Source organism: Pseudomonas sp. D47 (assembly GCF_045447305.1).
Lineage (GTDB): Bacteria > Pseudomonadota > Gammaproteobacteria > Pseudomonadales > Pseudomonadaceae > Aquipseudomonas.
Map to the genome: position 1 here is coordinate 32,697 of NZ_JBJGXU010000010.1, position 14,460 is coordinate 47,156.

Sequence of the window (14,460 nt, forward strand, 5' to 3'; positions counted from 1 at the left end):
CCTTCGGGGCTCACATCAGGTGCGCCCCATCGAGCCGGTAACCGGCAAATCACCCAGCAGCTTAAGCCCGGTACTCTTCACAAAGCTGTCGTAGTCCATCGGCTTCTGGATGCGCGTTTCAGCGTTGGGCAGCACATAGGCCCAGGCGCGTTTCGACGAGGCGTCGTAGACCAGCTTGAACAGACGCGTGGGCACCCAGACCTTGTTGTTACCGACGGTGCTGTAACCCGCATCAAACAATGGGCCGGTGAACACAAACACATTGCCGCCGGCACGCACGGCGAACTTGCGCACGTCCGCCTCGACCTTGCTCCAGATCTTGCGGTTGTTGGTGGGGTCTTGCGGCACCATGTTCGACAGCGCGAAGGATTGCGCCATGGCATTCGCGCTCGGGGCGTCGGCAGCCGGGGACTGATGGCCACGGTCCACGGCCGGGTGTTGGCTGCGGTAGTCGCTCAACTCGGCGCGAGCGCCTTTAGGGATGCGCGGGTCCGGGTAGAACTGGTTGGTGCGCTCTTCACCCTTGGCGTTTTTCAGTTGGGCCGCATTCAAGCGTTCGACCACCACCAGTGGTGTCTTGCTGGTCTGCGAGTAAAGCACCGCAAAATTGTCCGAACACAACGCCATGGGTTTCATCGAAGTGGGCACGGTGGCGGTGTTGATTGGCCTGGCGCCAGGGAACAGATCGGCGCAGCTGGCAAACGAGGGTTGCTGTTGTTGGCTGGAATAGAGGCCGAGCGCCGCGCGCTGGCTGATCGAGCTTGAGCGGGAGGTGTGTTCCTGTGCGGGGGGCTTGATAAAGTCCAGCAACCCCCGGGCATCTGCCCCGGTGGAGAGCAGAACGAGAGCTGATAGCCCGAGTGCAATTTTGCGCAGGTGCATGCATGACTTCTTTGAAAGGGAGTAAGGCGTCAGGCTCCGAAAAACGGAGCCAAGTGGATGATATTGCAGGGGTTATTGACCTGACCAAGGCCTATTAGTGCCCGGCCACGAAGGGTTTTTCTGTGCCACGTGCGCCCGACTTGAATCCATGGGCATGAGCGCCCCAGGCAATCGCAAACGCCACGGCGATCAACAGTGCCATCGCCCAAGGAAACGACGCGACGCCCCATGTGTCGAGCAACACGCCGCCGACCACGCCGCTGCCGGCAATCGCGCTGTTCCACGCCACCACGTTCAGCGACAGCGCCACATCCGCACCGTCGCCAGCGGCATCCGCCAGGGCGGTTTGCAGCAGCGTGGCAGCGCCGCCGAAGCTCAGCCCCCACACGGCCACGCCAAGGTAAACCACCCAAGGCACGCTGCCCGCCACACCGAACACCACAGACACCAATGCAAAGCTCGCCAGGCTCACCAGAACGGTTTTGCGCAACATCGCCTCAACCAACCTGGCCGTCAGCCAGATCCCGGCCAACGCCGCGATGCCGAACACCAACAGCACCAGATCCACGCGAGTCGTCAGGCCTGCCGGCAGCAAAAACGGGGCGATGTAGGTGTACAGAATGTTGTGCGCCAGCATCCAGCTGATCACCACCGCCAGCACCGGCCGCACGCCAGGCGTGGTCAGCACTTTGGCCAACGACACACGCTGATGCGCAGCCTGCGGCGCGTAGTCCGGGACTTTCACCAGCACCCACACGATCAACACCAGTGTCAGCGCCGACATGAGGCCGAACGTGGTGCGCCAGCCCACCAGGCCACCCAGCCAAGTACCGAGCGGCACGCCCAGTGACAGCGCAATCGGTGTGCCGACCATCGCCAACGCCAGCGCCCTGCCCTGTTGATGCGGCGCGACCATGCGCCGGGCGTAACCGGCCAGCAGGCTCCAGGCCAGCCCCGCCGCGACCCCGGCGAAGAACCGCGCCACCAGGGTCAAACCGTAATGGGACGACAGCGCCGTGATGGAATTGAACAGCAGAAAACCGACGATGGTCAGCAACAGCACATTGCGCCGACGCCAGCCACGGGTGGCGATGGTCATGGGAATTACCGCCAGCACTGAACCCAGCGCGTAGGCGGTGACCATCTGCCCGGCCATCGACGGCGAAATCGCCAGGCCGTCGCTGATCAACGGCAACAGGCCGGCGGGCAGGGTTTCGGTGACGATGCAGATGAAACCGGTCATGGCCAGGGCGAGCAAGGCGCCGATGGGCAAGCGCTCGGACGACGCGGATAAGCTGAGTGAGGGGGTCATGGGTAACTCCTTGAGGCGACTTAAATACTGATCGATACAAATATTGGAAGCAACATCGACATATTGTCAACGACTTATGTATCGACTAGTATTTATCTCGTTCTGAACAGGAGACTGGACATGGCACAAATGGGCCGCCCGCGTAATTTCGACCGCGACCAGGCCGTGGAACAGGCCCTGCACCTGTTCTGGCAGCACGGTTACGACGCCACCTCACTCGCCCAGCTCAAGGCCGGCCTGGGTGGCGGTATCTCCGCACCGAGTTTTTATGCAGCCTTCGGCTCCAAAGAGGCGCTGTTCGATGAGTGTGTGCAACGCTATTTGGCGACCTACGCCCGGGTCACCGAATGCCTGTGGGACGACACCTTGCTGCCGCGTAAGGCCCTCGAAACCGCGCTGCGCCAATCGGCGCGCATGCAGTGTGACGATGGGCATCCCAAGGGCTGCATGGTGGCGCTGGGCGTGATGAGCGCACCCAGCCCGGAGAACGCGCGGGTGACGCAGGCATTGACGCAATCGCGCGCGCGAACGCGGGCGGGGATTGTGGCGTGTGTTGAGCGAGGCATCCGTGCCGGTCAACTGCCGGACACGCTTCATGCACCGGCAATGGCGACCGTGTTTGACAGCTTCCTGCAGGGCGTTTCGATCCTGGCGCGCGATGATGTGCCCTACACAGTGATCGACGCGGCGATCAGCCAAATTTTGCTGACGTGGGATATCGCCGCGTCTACGGCGCCGCCCATTCGTCACGACACGCCAGTAAAAAATCCACAAACGCCCGCACCCGATGCGGCACATAGCGCCCATGGGGGTACAGCAAGGTAAACGGTCGCGAGCGCCCACCAAAGGGTTTCAGCACTTCCACGAGTGTGCCGTCAGCCAATTCTTGCTCGACGATGAACTTGTAGGTTTGAAACAGCCCCGCCCCGTGCTTGGCCAAGGTCACGCCGCCCAACACATCCTGCGAAATGCTGTACCCCGCCTCCCCCGCGAACGCCTGCTCCTGGCCCTGCACCTGGAACAACCAGGGGATGCGCCGGCCATTGCTCGGCAATTCAAACTGAATGCACTCGTGCAACGCCAACTCCTGCAACGTCTGTGGCGTGCCGGCGCGTTGCAGGTAGGCCGGTGCGGCGACCACCACCAACTCGGCGTCTTCCAGCAGCCGGGCGATCAGCGAGGAGCCCGGTTGGGCGCGCACGCGAATGGCCAGGTCATAGCCTTCGGCAACGAAGTCGATATTGCGGTTGCTGATATGGATGTCCACGCTCACGTGCGGGTACAGCGCGCGGAATTTGGGCAGCAGCGGCAACAGCCGATGATGGGCATACGTGGTCGGGACGCTGATGCGCAACTGGCCGGACGGCACCCGCTGCGCGCCCATGACTTCCTGCTGCGCCTCCACCAGTTGGGTCAGGGCCTGGCGGCATTGCTCGAAGTAGCTACGGCCGCTGTCGGTGAGGCGAATGCTGCGGGTGGTGCGCACGAACAAACGCGACCCCAGGCGCTCTTCCAGACGCGAAATGCTGCGGCTCACCGCGGCCGGGGTCACGCCGGCGACCTGGGCGGCGGCGGTGAAGCTACTGGCCTCGGCGGCGAGGCAGAACAGCTCGATGCTGCCCAGTTGCACATCTTCGAAATGGCGCTTCATGACTGATTACACCGGGTATCGATAAATAGAGAACACGCTCTGTTTATCAATACCTGGCGTACAACTACAGCGCTATCAGCTTGTGGCTTTCAGCCGCGCTGCAATCTTGGCCACGCGCTCCCCATAGAGCAACGCCGTCTTGATATCGCCGGCAGGGATTGCAGACGCGTCAGCATCCGAAGGCGCCTGTACGATCAGGCCCACCGACCCGCCCAGGTTGTTGATATCGTTGCGTGTCGCCGCCAGGGTGCTGGCCGGTAGCAGGCCCAGGCTGACCCAGATGCCACCGTGTTGGGAGGCCAGTGTTTGCAGGCCGATCAAGGTGACTTGTTTGTCGCCGCTGAAGCTGGCGCTGACGGTAAAGCCACCGAACACCTTGTCCTGCCAGCCACGGCTAAACCAGTACTTCGCAGTGGCATCAGAGAATCTCTTGAACTGCCAAGCGCTGGAGCCCATGTAGGTTGGCGTGCCGAAGATAATGCCATCGGCTGCATTCAGGAGTGCCCAGCCTGCTTCGGACACCTCGCCGTTTTCACTCACTTCCACCAACTGCGCCTGCGCCCCTTCCGCCACAGTGTGCGCGACGCGACGGGTATGGCCGTAACCGGAAAAATACACCACTACTGTGCTGGTCATGTGCTGATGCTCGTGAGGTTTGAATGAGTTTATATACTGACCAGTCGGTTTGACTGATGTCAAGCATTAGACTTAAGCTTGTTTCAAATATTTGCAAAACCGGAGACACACCATGGGGCGCCCTTCACGCAAGGAAGAGCTGCTGGCAGCGGGCATCAACGTGCTGCATCGCCACGGTTACGCAGGTTCTTCGGTGGATGCCATCGTCGAACACGCGGGCATGCAGAAGGGCTCGTTCTTCGGGCATTTCGGCTCTAAAGAAGCGTTTGCCAGCGCAGCGCTGCAGGGTTATTTCAAGGGTTGGACGCAGAACGCACAGGCCATCGTTGCCAACCCAGCGTTCACGGCCCTGGAGAAACTGCAAGGCTTGGTCAAGATTTCCACGCCGGCGAGTGCCGATACGTTTCACTATGGCTGCCTGATCGGCAACCTGGCGGCCGAAATGACGTTACGCCATGACGAGGTGCGCGACACCATCGCCCAGCTGTTGCTGGAATGGGCCGTGCCGTTTGCGCACGTGGTGCGCGAAGGCGTGGCGAGTGGTGAGTTCCGCGCAGGGCTGGCGCCGGATTCCACGGCACGCTTCCTGATCAACGCACTGCAAGGCACAGTGCTGCGCGGCAAGGTCGACCGCTCGCAGGAACCCTACGACGACTTCATCGCGCTCACCTCAGCGCTGCTGTTGCGCACTGAATAGGCATCCGCTTGTGGCTATGGCGTTGACGGTGGTTGTGGCGAGTGGGCTTGCCACACAAGCCTACTCTTCACAGAAGATCCTGCACGCTTCAGGTTCGGCTTAAAGCAACAACGTCGAGAAGTCACAGCACGCCTGCGCCATGTCCTGGTTCAAGCCAAACTGGCGACCCACCCGGTGCCGCGCCACATACCGCACGCTCGGCTGTTCCGGTTGCGTCATCAGCGCACGCAACGCGCCCTGGGCCAGCACCGTGCGGCGGTCGAAAATCTCCACGTCTAAGGATTGCGAAGTGGGAGCGGCGTGAGGCGAGACTGCGTTAGAGGCGGACACACAGAACCTTCCCACACGGTTTTAAGCAACAAAAAGCTGCAGGCTCATTGCCACCTATATATAGTAATGCTTCGCATTTATCGGTTTACCAAGGAACGCGCGCCCTCCTCCAGACGGTGCGCGTCATCGTTTAGAAGGATCTCTATGCAAAGCGTTACTCTCTCCCCGACGCGCCTGTTCGGTGCACTGGCGGTGGTCATCTGCGGGCTGTTCAGCGCGCAGGCAAGTGCCGATTACACCGACCGCTCGCTGACTGTCGAAAAAAATAACCAGTCCTACATAGTGAAGGCCGACGGCAGTTTTGTGCTCGACGTCGAGCTGGTCCGGCGCATCAATGAAGAGCGCGCGATCAAGCCTAACGCCGAGCGCTCGGTAAGTTTTAACCGCACGCTGGAAACCGTGGACATCGTGGACGCCTACACGCTGAAAGCCGATGGGCGCAAAGTGCCGGTCGCTGCTGATCAGATCAAGGAGCAGCAGGAGCAAGCCTCCGCCGAAGCGCCGATGTTCCAGGACTCGCGGATCAAAGTGGTGATCTTTCCGGATGTGGCTGTGGGTGACCGCATGGTGTTGCACTACCAGCGCCAGCGCACCAAACCGATGTTCCCTGGGCAATTCGAAGACCTATATGCACCGGACTTCTACGAGAACCAGCAGAGCCACTTGACCTACGACATGCCGGCTGACATGCCCTTGTTCGCTGACGTGAGGGGCTTCAAAGCCACCGAACCGACCATCGCCAACGGGCGCAAAATCTACCGTTGGGACCTGGAGCCCACCGAGAAAAATCGCGTTGAAGTCGGCTCTGTTGCCTACACGGATTACGGTCAGCGTCTGGCGGTGTCGACGTTCACCGACTACAAACAGTTTGCCCAGGCGTACGCTGCCAGGGCGCAGGTCGAGGTAACACCGGCCATTACCCAACTGGCCAAGAAACTCACCGCCAACCTGGACACACCACGCAGCAAAGCGTTGGTATTGAGTGACTGGGTGCGCAAGAACATTCGCTACGTCGCGGTTTACATCGGCAATGGCGGCGTGGTGCCGCACTCGGCGCAGGCCGTGCTGGATAACCGTTATGGCGACTGCAAGGACCATGCGGCCTTGCTTGAAGCACTGCTCAAGGCCGTGGCCATTGAAAGCTCACCCGCACTGATCAACCTGGGCGACGCCTACGTACTGCCAAAGGTGCCGACCTTGGGTTTGCTTAACCATGCGATCACTTACATCCCGGCCCTCGATCTTTATCTGGACTCCACCGCCACCCCCATCGCCGCCGGCTACTTGCCGCTTCCGGAATTGGGCAAAACCGCGTTGTTGACCCAGAGCGGCGAACTGGCGCGTACGCCCACAAGCCAGTTGGGCAAGGTAGACAGCACGCTGCATTTCAAGATCGAGCAGAGCGGCGCGGCGGACTTCACTAACGGCACCACGGTGGAAGGCTGGGGCACGGAACTCACCCGTTTCCTGTTCAAGTCCATGATGCCTGCTGACCGCGATCAACTGACCCAACAGATCCTCAACATGTATGGGCAAACCGGCAGCGGCAAGATCGAAACCGACCCATTGGAAAGCAACGCCGTCACCTTCAAGTCCACGGCCAAGGGGCGCACCGACAACCTGGTCAACCTGCCCGGCCCTACCGGCGTGCCTGCGCTGAGCAGCCTGGCGGGCGGTATCGGCCAGAACGTGTTCAGCTTCCTGTCGGAACAGGACCGTACTCAGAACTTCACCTGTACTTCCGGCACGATCAAAGAAAAGGCACGCTTCGATTTCCCCAAAGAAGTGAACATCCTGGCGGTGCCCAAGGCCGTAGCCCTGAACATCGGCGGTTTCACCTACCAGACCACTTACGTCAAGAAAGGCAATAGCGTACTGATTACTCGCAGCTACGCGTTTAACCACCCTGACGTGGTGTGCAGCCCGCAAGATTTCGTCGCGATGAAGCCGGCGATTGAAGGTATGGTCAACGATCTGAAAAGCCAGATTATTGTGCAGACGCTGTAACCCCGCCTTGCCGATTCTCGCGTGACGGGCGGTTGCACCGCCGCGCGAGGATCACCACCTTCCCCTTTAGAACTTAGCCTGCACTCCCACCCGCAGCGTGCGCCCCGGCGCAGGCATGAAACTCTGCGCCAGCGGATCCAAGTAGTAGCGATCGGTCAGGTTCTGCAGCGACACGTTGAGGCTGGCATCTTCCTGCAACTTGTAGTTAAGGAACAGATCGACCAAGGCCACCTCGCGGTAATTCAATTGCGGCGTGGTGGCGCCGGTCTGCCAGGGTTTATCGGCGGTGACGGTGGGGCCTGAGGTGTAGGTGATGCGTGTGCCGAGCGTAAGGCTCTGGTCGAAAAAGCGCAGGCCTGTGGTCAGATTGCCCGCGAACCGTGGTGGGTTCTGGGTGTTGGTGTAGGAACCCATGAAGCTGCCCGGCGTGCAGTTCGGCGTATTACTGGTTTGCTGATAACGGTTGCTGGTGGCGCGCAGTGTGGCGGCGAAGGCTGAATCGCAGGTTTCGGTCTTCAGGTAGTAGGTGGACGACAGGTCGGCAAAGACGCGCCCGGCATCGTAGCGGGTTTGGAACTCCAGGCCGCTGGTTTTGTAGCTGTCGGTATTGCTGAAGCGCATCAAGCCCCACAGGCCAGGGCTGGGGTCGTAGTAGCGGGTGATGTAGTTTTTGATGGTGTTGTTGAAGTAGGCCAGCTTGATCGCCGCCGAGTCGCCATCGAACAACAACCCCTTGTGCAGCGTGCTGGCGCCGATCTCCCAATTGCTCGAACGCTCGGGCTTCAGGCCTTTACCGGGCATGGTCTGCAACACACCCTGGCTGGTTTCAAACAGCGAAGGCATACGAAAGCCTTGGGTGTAAGAGGCATACACGAAGGTGTCCGGCAGCACCTCGATATTGATGCCCACCGCTGGGGCAAAGGCGCCGCCGCTGTTGCTCGCCTTGGCGGAATAGTCATAACCGGTAACCACTTCCCCGACCTGGGACGGATAGACCGTGGAATCAACCGCGCCAAAGGTGTTGTACCGAACGCCCTCGAAAGGAAAGTTAGTGTTCTGGAAGACAATGCCATTGTTCAGGCGTGGATCGGTGGCGTCGGTGTAATCGCCATTCTGGTCAGGGAACCACATCATGTTGCCGGAATTGTCGCCGTTGTAGACGCGCAGGTAGCGCAGGTCACGTTCCTCACGCCGTGCCGTGGCATTGGCGATGTGGTCTTTGCTGCGATAGTGGGTGTAACGCCCGCCGCCCCATAACGTGAGGCTGTCCACTGGCTTGTATTCCAACTTGCCATTGAAGCTGAACTCCTGCCGCGACCCTTCGCGCAACATACGGTTGGCGTTGATATCGTCCTGGTTGGTGACCACGCCTTTTTGCGGGCGCAGTTCTTCGAGCTGGAACGAGCCGCCCAGGTCCAGCTTCAAGTCGCCGTAGTCGGTCGCCCAGCGCGAGGTATTGGCCAAGCCGCCGCCAATGCGCTGGTCAGCTTGTCGGCTCCAGGCGCGGTCCGAGCGATACGCCTGGGACGCTGGCGCCGCCACCGAGGTGAGCTGGCTGGTTTGCGCATCGGTCAGCCACAAGTCGGCAGTCAGGTCCACCAACGGGTTACCCGAAGGCAAGTAGTTGTAACGCGCCGTGTAGGTGTCGATCTTGGTGTGACCCAGCGGGTACTGATAGATGCCGCCGGTGCCGAAGCGGAAGATATCCGAAGGCATGATCTCGCCGATGCGCCCGTCGTAGCGGCGATAACCCAGGTCGAAGGTATGCCCGTCCGCCGGGCGCAAGGTGGTCTTGAGCAGGAACGATTCGGTGCTCGACGAGGAATTCAGCACTTCTTCGCCGGCGTTGTAGGTGGTGGCCACGCTGGTTTCTTCATCACCCCAGCGGTTGTAAGTACGATAGCGATCCTGCCCCTTCTTGCCGGCAAAATAGTTGCCTTGATCGCGCTTGGCATAGGCCGCCACCACGTCGAAAAACTCATGGGTATAGGCAAACGCGGCACTGCCAGCCTGCGCCTCTGAGCCGAACAGCCCACCGCGGCTCTGATGTGGCTCAGAGTACAGGGCCTCGGTCTTGGAATGCGGGTCACGGGAGGCTGGGGCGACGCCGTTGTTCCACAGGTCGCCTTTGAGGCGCAGGCCGATGCTCTGGCCGTCCTTGATGATGTCGTCGACGGTGAGCGTGCGCATCTTCACCGTGCCGCCGATAGCGCTGGAGGTCAGGCTGGGGCCCTTGTCGATCGTGATGTCGCTGATCATGTCCGGGTCGATGTAACTGCGCTGCTGGGTACCGGCGTAACCGCGATAGACATCCAATGCCTGCTGCGAACCGTCCACCGTGACAGCCACCCGGCTCTGGCCCTGGATGCCACGGATATTCACATCCAGGCCGCCGCCATTACGGCTGTCGCCGACCTGCACACCAGGCTGGCCCTTGAGCACATCGCCCACCGAGACCACACCAAAGCGCTGCATGTCTTCGCCGGAGATATACACCGATGAGCGCGGCGCCCGGTAGACCTCCTCCTCATCGAGATTTTCGCCAATCACCTTTTGCGTCGGCAGGGAAATTGCCTGTTGGTGTGGGCGCAAAACATAGCCACCGTCCGCCTGGCGCTGATAGCCCAGGCCAGTGCCCGACAGCAGCTGAGTCAAACCCGCCTCGGTATTGAAATCGCCCTGCAGGCCCTGACTGGTCTTGCCGGCGGTAAGCAGCGAACTGCCCGCCATGCTGATCCCGGCCTCGGCACCAAAGCGCGAGAGCACTTTGTCCAACGGGCCGGCACTGATGCTAAAGGCGCGCTCGCCGGCCGCAAAAACCAACTCGCCGTAGAGCGGCTGGAGGCTGAGAAACAACAAGCTGAATGTATGGGTACGCAAGACACGAGCGGGGGAAATCATACAAGGCTCCTAAGGGTCGACACCCACCTGTGCCGGTGGGTAATACCTAAAGGCCAAGCCAGATCGAAAAAACTATCGCGTCGCCGAAAAAAAATTTCACGCGGGCACCACGGTCACCCAATAACGCGTTCTTTGTTCGATACGCACCGGCAAGGTATTGGCGACCAACGCCAGCGCTGCATCGGTATCGTCCAGCTGGAAACTGCCGGTGATGCGCAGGCCCGCCACCGCTTCGCTGCAACGCAAGAAGCCTTGGCGATAGCGCGAAAGTTCGGCCAGCAATTGGTCCAGGCGCATGCGTTCGGCGGGCAGGATGCCGCGCATCCAGGCCTGGGCCAGCAACACATCGATAGGGCTCGGGCGCCCTGCTCCACGCTCATCAACCTTGAGTTGCCAGCCCGCCTGCAACGGCACCGGTGTCGGCTGATGCCGCGTGCTCACCTGCGCCAGCCCGCGCAAAACCGTGACCTGCGTGCCTTGGTGATCATGGCGCACCAACAGGTGGGCGCCATGGCTGTAGAGCACCGCGTTGGGGGTCAGCAGTTCCAGCGACGCGGAACCTGCCGGGGTATCCAGGGCCAACTCGCCCTCGACCAACTGCACACTGCGCCGCCCGGCGCTCAAGTCCAGGTTTACCGCACTGGCGGTGTTCAGCCACAGCGAATAGCCATCGGCCAAGGCCCAGCGCCGCCGCTCACCCACACGGGTGCGATAGCTGGCCAATGCCGAACGTACCAACGTGGAATCCGCCGCTTGCCAGGACATTCCACCGAGCAGCCCCAACGCCAGCAGGCACTTGAGCACCTGACGACGGCGCTGTGGATCGGCCCCCGCCAACTGCAACGCCCGACGCGCCGTAGCATCGGCTAACAAGTTGGCGCCCGGCTGAAGCAACAGAGGCAAGCCACTGACCCGCTGCCACGCGTACTCATGCTCGGCACTGGCCTGGCGCCACACCTGCAAGGCCTCGTGATCACTGGCACTCATCAAGCCGGACTGCAGCTGCACCAGCCAATCAATGGCAATGTCGCGCACGCGAGGATCAACCGCGGCGCCACTCATTCGAACCGGCTCGCGTAGCAAACACTGAACGCCTTGCCCATGGCGCGCTGCACCTGCGCCACCGTCAGGCTCAACTGCGCGGCGATCTGCGGATAGGTCAGGCCATCGAGCTGGGACAAAAAGAAAATCTGCCGCACCCGCGCCGACAACCCGACCAGCAGCGAATCGAGCTGCAACAACGTCTCGATCATCAAGTGCCGCTCCTCCGGCGACGGCTCCTCGCCCACCGGCCGCGCCGCCAACGCTTCCAGATACGCCCGCTCGATCGCCTGGCGACGCCAGCGATTGATCAGCAAACCATTGGCGATGGTGGCCAGAAACGCCATGGGCTGGCGCAGCTCGTGTACATCTTCCTTGGAGCGCAACACGCGGATAAAGGTGTCGTGTGCCAGGTCTTCGGCATCGGCACTGTGCCCCAAACGCCGATGCAGCCAGCCCCGAAGCCAGCCATGGTGATTCGCATACAACTGGGCGACCGGCGAGGCGATGCTGTCGTCGTGCATGTCAGATCCGCATTAAATGATAATGCTTCTCATTTTATGGCTTTATGGTGGGCGTTGTATAGGGGCTGGGATCGCTGCCATGGGCCAAATCCAAGGCAAAAAAAAGCCTGCATCTCTGCAGGCTTTTCTCTATCTGGCTCCACGACCTGGACTCGAACCAGGGACCCAATGATTAACAGTCATTTGCTCTACCAACTGAGCTATCGCGGAATGCGCCGTATGTTACTGATTAAAAAGAAGAAGTCAAGCACTGAGGTGCATTTGGAAGAATTCCTACAAATGACCGCTGCAACCTTCTACACCGGGCTGGCCATTTCCTTGGCCAGATCCAGCCAGGCGCGGGCCGCCGGCGGCAGGTGGGCGCTGGCGCGCCAGACCAGGGCGATGTGCCAATCGGTGTGGGGTTCGTCCAAGGGGATCAGGGCGATGCCGGGGTGTTGGTGTTTGTGCGCGAGCATGCGTGGCAGGAAGGCGACGCCCAATCCTGCGGAAACCAGGTCGACGATAAAGTCGATTTGCCCACTGCGGGCGGTGACCCGTGGCGTGACGCCTTTGCGCTCGCAGGCGGCGAGGATTTTGGCGTTCAGGGCAAAACCGGCTTCGAACAAGATGAACGGTGAATCGGCCAGGTCAGTGAAGTCGATGCGTTTGCGTCGGGCCAGTGGGTGGCTCATGGGCAACACGGCCATCAGCGGTTCATTGCGCACGGGTTGGTAGTCGAAGCCTTCGTCCGCTGGCAGTAGCAAGGCCGCCAGGTCGACCTCCCCGGCCTCGAGGCATTCGCGCAGGCGTTTGCTGCCGTATTCGGTGAGTTCGATGTCGATGTTGGGGTAGCGCGTGCGATAGGCGGCGAACATCGCCGCAAACAATACGCCGCAGCCGACCGGTGGCAAGCCGATGCGCAGCACGCCGCGCTTGAGGCCGCGCAGGTCGTTGATCTCGGCCACCAGGTCGTTGTGCTCGGCGAGCAACACCAGTGCGCGGCGGTAGGCAATTTCGCCGGCGGCGGTCAGTTCATTCTTGTGGCCGAGGCGATTGAGCAGCGGCGTGCCCAATTCATCTTCCAGCGTCTTGACCGCCTTGCTCACCGTGGATTGGGTCAACGCCACTACGTCAGCCGCTTGGGAGAAGCCGCCCTGGCGCACCACCTCAACAAAGGCACGCAATGTTCGCAGGTTCATCGGTATTCCCTTAGCGACTGGATGCTAGTAATAAAAGTTGTTTTTATCATGCCAGCTTTTTGCTTATCGTGGAGCAACCTTGCTCTGTGGAGAACCCGTTCATGATCATCTCGTCCGCCTCCGACTACCGTGCCGCCGCCAAGCGCAAGCTGCCGCGCTTTCTGTTCGATTACATCGACGGTGGCGCGTACGCCGAGCACACGCTGCGTGCCAACAGTTCGGACCTGGCCGAGATCAGCCTGCGCCAGCGCGTCCTGCGCAATGTCGACAACCTGAGCCTGAAAACCACCCTGTTCGGCCAGGAGTTGGCCATGCCGGTGATCCTCAGCCCGGTCGGCCTGACCGGCATGTACGCGCGGCGCGGTGAAGTGCAGGCGGCCAAGGCCGCGGCGAACAAGGGCATCCCGTTCTGTCTGTCGACGGTGTCGGTGTGTTCGATTGAAGAAGTGGCGTCGCAAAGCCCGCAGTCGATCTGGTTCCAGCTGTATGTGCTCAAGGACCGCGGTTTTATGCGCAACGCCCTGGAGCGGGCACAGGCCGCCGGGGTGACCACGCTGGTGTTCACCGTCGACATGCCCACGCCGGGTGCGCGTTACCGCGATGCGCACTCGGGCATGTCCGGGCCGTTCGCGGCTTCGCGACGCATGCTGCAGGCCATCACCAAGCCGCAATGGGCCTTCGATGTAGGGTTGATGGGCCGCCCGCACGACTTGGGCAATATCTCCAAATACCTCGGCAAGCCGACCCACCTGGAAGATTACATCGGCTGGCTGGCGAACAATTTCGACCCCTCGATCAGCTGGAAAGACCTGGAGTGGATCCGCGAGTTCTGGAAAGGCCCGATGATCATCAAAGGCATACTCGACCCCCAGGACGCAAAGGATGCCGTGAGTTTCGGCGCCGACGGTATCGTCGTCTCCAACCACGGCGGCCGTCAGTTGGACGGCGTGCTGTCCACCGCCAAAGCGCTGCCACCGATTGCCGAGGTGGTGGGCGATGACCTCACGGTGCTGGTGGACTCCGGCATTCGCTCCGGGCTCGACGTGGTGCGCATGCTTGCCCTGGGTGCCAAGGGCTGCCTGCTGGGCCGCGCCAACGCCTATGCACTGGCTGCCGATGGCCAGCGCGGGGTGGAGAACCTGCTGGATATTTTCGCTAAGGAAATGCGCGTGGCCATGACCTTGACCGGCGTCACCTCAATCGATCAGATCGACGCCAGCACCTTGGTTTAACCCTGCTGTTCGACGATGCCGCGCGCCTTGAGCTTGCAAGGTATTTAGAGAATCCGGGGCGATTCA

At 61.1% G+C, this 14,460-nt stretch carries 13 protein-coding genes and 1 tRNA gene; 4 read left to right on the forward strand and 10 right to left on the reverse strand.

Annotated elements, in window-relative coordinates; all coding sequences use genetic code 11:
• Positions 1-15: 15 nt before the first annotated feature.
• Together ACI77I_RS09670 and ACI77I_RS09675 are read right to left on the reverse strand one after the other, a co-directional pair.
• Positions 16-882, reverse strand: coding sequence for a DNA/RNA non-specific endonuclease (locus tag ACI77I_RS09670; protein ID WP_406997393.1), 867 nt, complete (start codon positions 880-882; stop codon positions 16-18).
• Positions 883-976: 94 nt separating this feature from the next.
• The gene (locus ACI77I_RS09675; RefSeq protein ID WP_406997394.1) at positions 977-2,194 is read right to left on the reverse strand and encodes an MFS transporter; all 1,218 of its coding nucleotides are present in this window, start codon (positions 2,192-2,194) and stop codon (positions 977-979) included.
• A 120-nt stretch (positions 2,195-2,314) separates the two neighbouring features.
• Between ACI77I_RS09675 and ACI77I_RS09680 the strand changes: the two genes are divergently transcribed.
• Entirely contained in the window at positions 2,315-3,019 is a 705-nt protein-coding gene (locus ACI77I_RS09680) for a TetR/AcrR family transcriptional regulator (protein ID WP_242151463.1), read from the forward strand.
• On the opposite strand, the gene ACI77I_RS09685 is transcribed toward ACI77I_RS09680, so the two are convergent.
• Together ACI77I_RS09685 and ACI77I_RS09690 are read right to left on the reverse strand one after the other, a co-directional pair.
• A complete protein-coding gene (locus ACI77I_RS09685; RefSeq protein ID WP_406997395.1) occupies positions 2,922-3,845 on the reverse strand; it encodes a LysR substrate-binding domain-containing protein in 924 nt (307 codons plus the stop codon). The two genes, ACI77I_RS09680 and ACI77I_RS09685, sit on opposite strands and share 98 nt — an antisense overlap.
• A gap of 75 nt (positions 3,846-3,920) precedes the next feature.
• Positions 3,921-4,481, reverse strand: a complete 561-nt coding sequence (locus ACI77I_RS09690; protein WP_083357620.1) for a flavodoxin family protein — start codon at positions 4,479-4,481, stop codon at positions 3,921-3,923.
• Between the two features lie 112 nt (positions 4,482-4,593).
• On the opposite strand from ACI77I_RS09690, the gene ACI77I_RS09695 reads away from it, so the two are divergent.
• Entirely contained in the window at positions 4,594-5,178 is a 585-nt protein-coding gene (locus ACI77I_RS09695) for a TetR/AcrR family transcriptional regulator (protein ID WP_083357619.1), read from the forward strand.
• Positions 5,179-5,277: 99 nt separating this feature from the next.
• Here ACI77I_RS09695 and ACI77I_RS09700 read toward each other — a convergent pair whose 3' ends face one another.
• A complete protein-coding gene (locus tag ACI77I_RS09700; RefSeq protein ID WP_406997396.1) occupies positions 5,278-5,508 on the reverse strand; it encodes a hypothetical protein in 231 nt (76 codons plus the stop codon).
• Positions 5,509-5,652: 144 nt separating this feature from the next.
• Between ACI77I_RS09700 and ACI77I_RS09705 the strand changes: the two genes are divergently transcribed.
• On the forward strand, positions 5,653-7,515 hold the full coding sequence (locus tag ACI77I_RS09705; RefSeq protein WP_406997397.1) for a DUF3857 domain-containing transglutaminase family protein: 1,863 nt from the start codon (positions 5,653-5,655) through the stop codon (positions 7,513-7,515).
• 66 nt (positions 7,516-7,581) lie between these two features.
• On the opposite strand, the gene ACI77I_RS09710 is transcribed toward ACI77I_RS09705, so the two are convergent.
• The 5 genes from ACI77I_RS09710 to ACI77I_RS09730 form a co-directional block, all read right to left on the reverse strand.
• On the reverse strand, positions 7,582-10,416 hold the full coding sequence (locus tag ACI77I_RS09710; protein ID WP_406997398.1) for a TonB-dependent receptor domain-containing protein: 2,835 nt from the start codon (positions 10,414-10,416) through the stop codon (positions 7,582-7,584).
• A 96-nt stretch (positions 10,417-10,512) separates the two neighbouring features.
• Positions 10,513-11,478 (reverse strand): FecR domain-containing protein, encoded by a 966-nt coding sequence (locus tag ACI77I_RS09715; protein WP_406997399.1) that lies wholly within the window; start codon positions 11,476-11,478, stop codon positions 10,513-10,515.
• Entirely contained in the window at positions 11,475-11,981 is a 507-nt protein-coding gene (locus ACI77I_RS09720; protein ID WP_083357615.1) for a sigma-70 family RNA polymerase sigma factor, read from the reverse strand. Before ACI77I_RS09720 ends, ACI77I_RS09715 begins: the two co-directional genes overlap by 4 nt.
• A 134-nt stretch (positions 11,982-12,115) precedes the next feature.
• A tRNA-Asn gene (locus tag ACI77I_RS09725) sits at positions 12,116-12,191 on the reverse strand.
• An 86-nt stretch (positions 12,192-12,277) separates the two neighbouring features.
• On the reverse strand, positions 12,278-13,162 hold the full coding sequence (locus ACI77I_RS09730) for a LysR family transcriptional regulator (RefSeq protein WP_406997400.1): 885 nt from the start codon (positions 13,160-13,162) through the stop codon (positions 12,278-12,280).
• A 101-nt stretch (positions 13,163-13,263) separates the two neighbouring features.
• On the opposite strand from ACI77I_RS09730, the gene lldD reads away from it, so the two are divergent.
• Complete coding sequence (lldD, locus tag ACI77I_RS09735) at positions 13,264-14,394, forward strand: FMN-dependent L-lactate dehydrogenase LldD (RefSeq protein ID WP_406997401.1); 1,131 nt, start codon at positions 13,264-13,266, stop codon at positions 14,392-14,394.
• Positions 14,395-14,460: the final 66 nt, after the last annotated feature.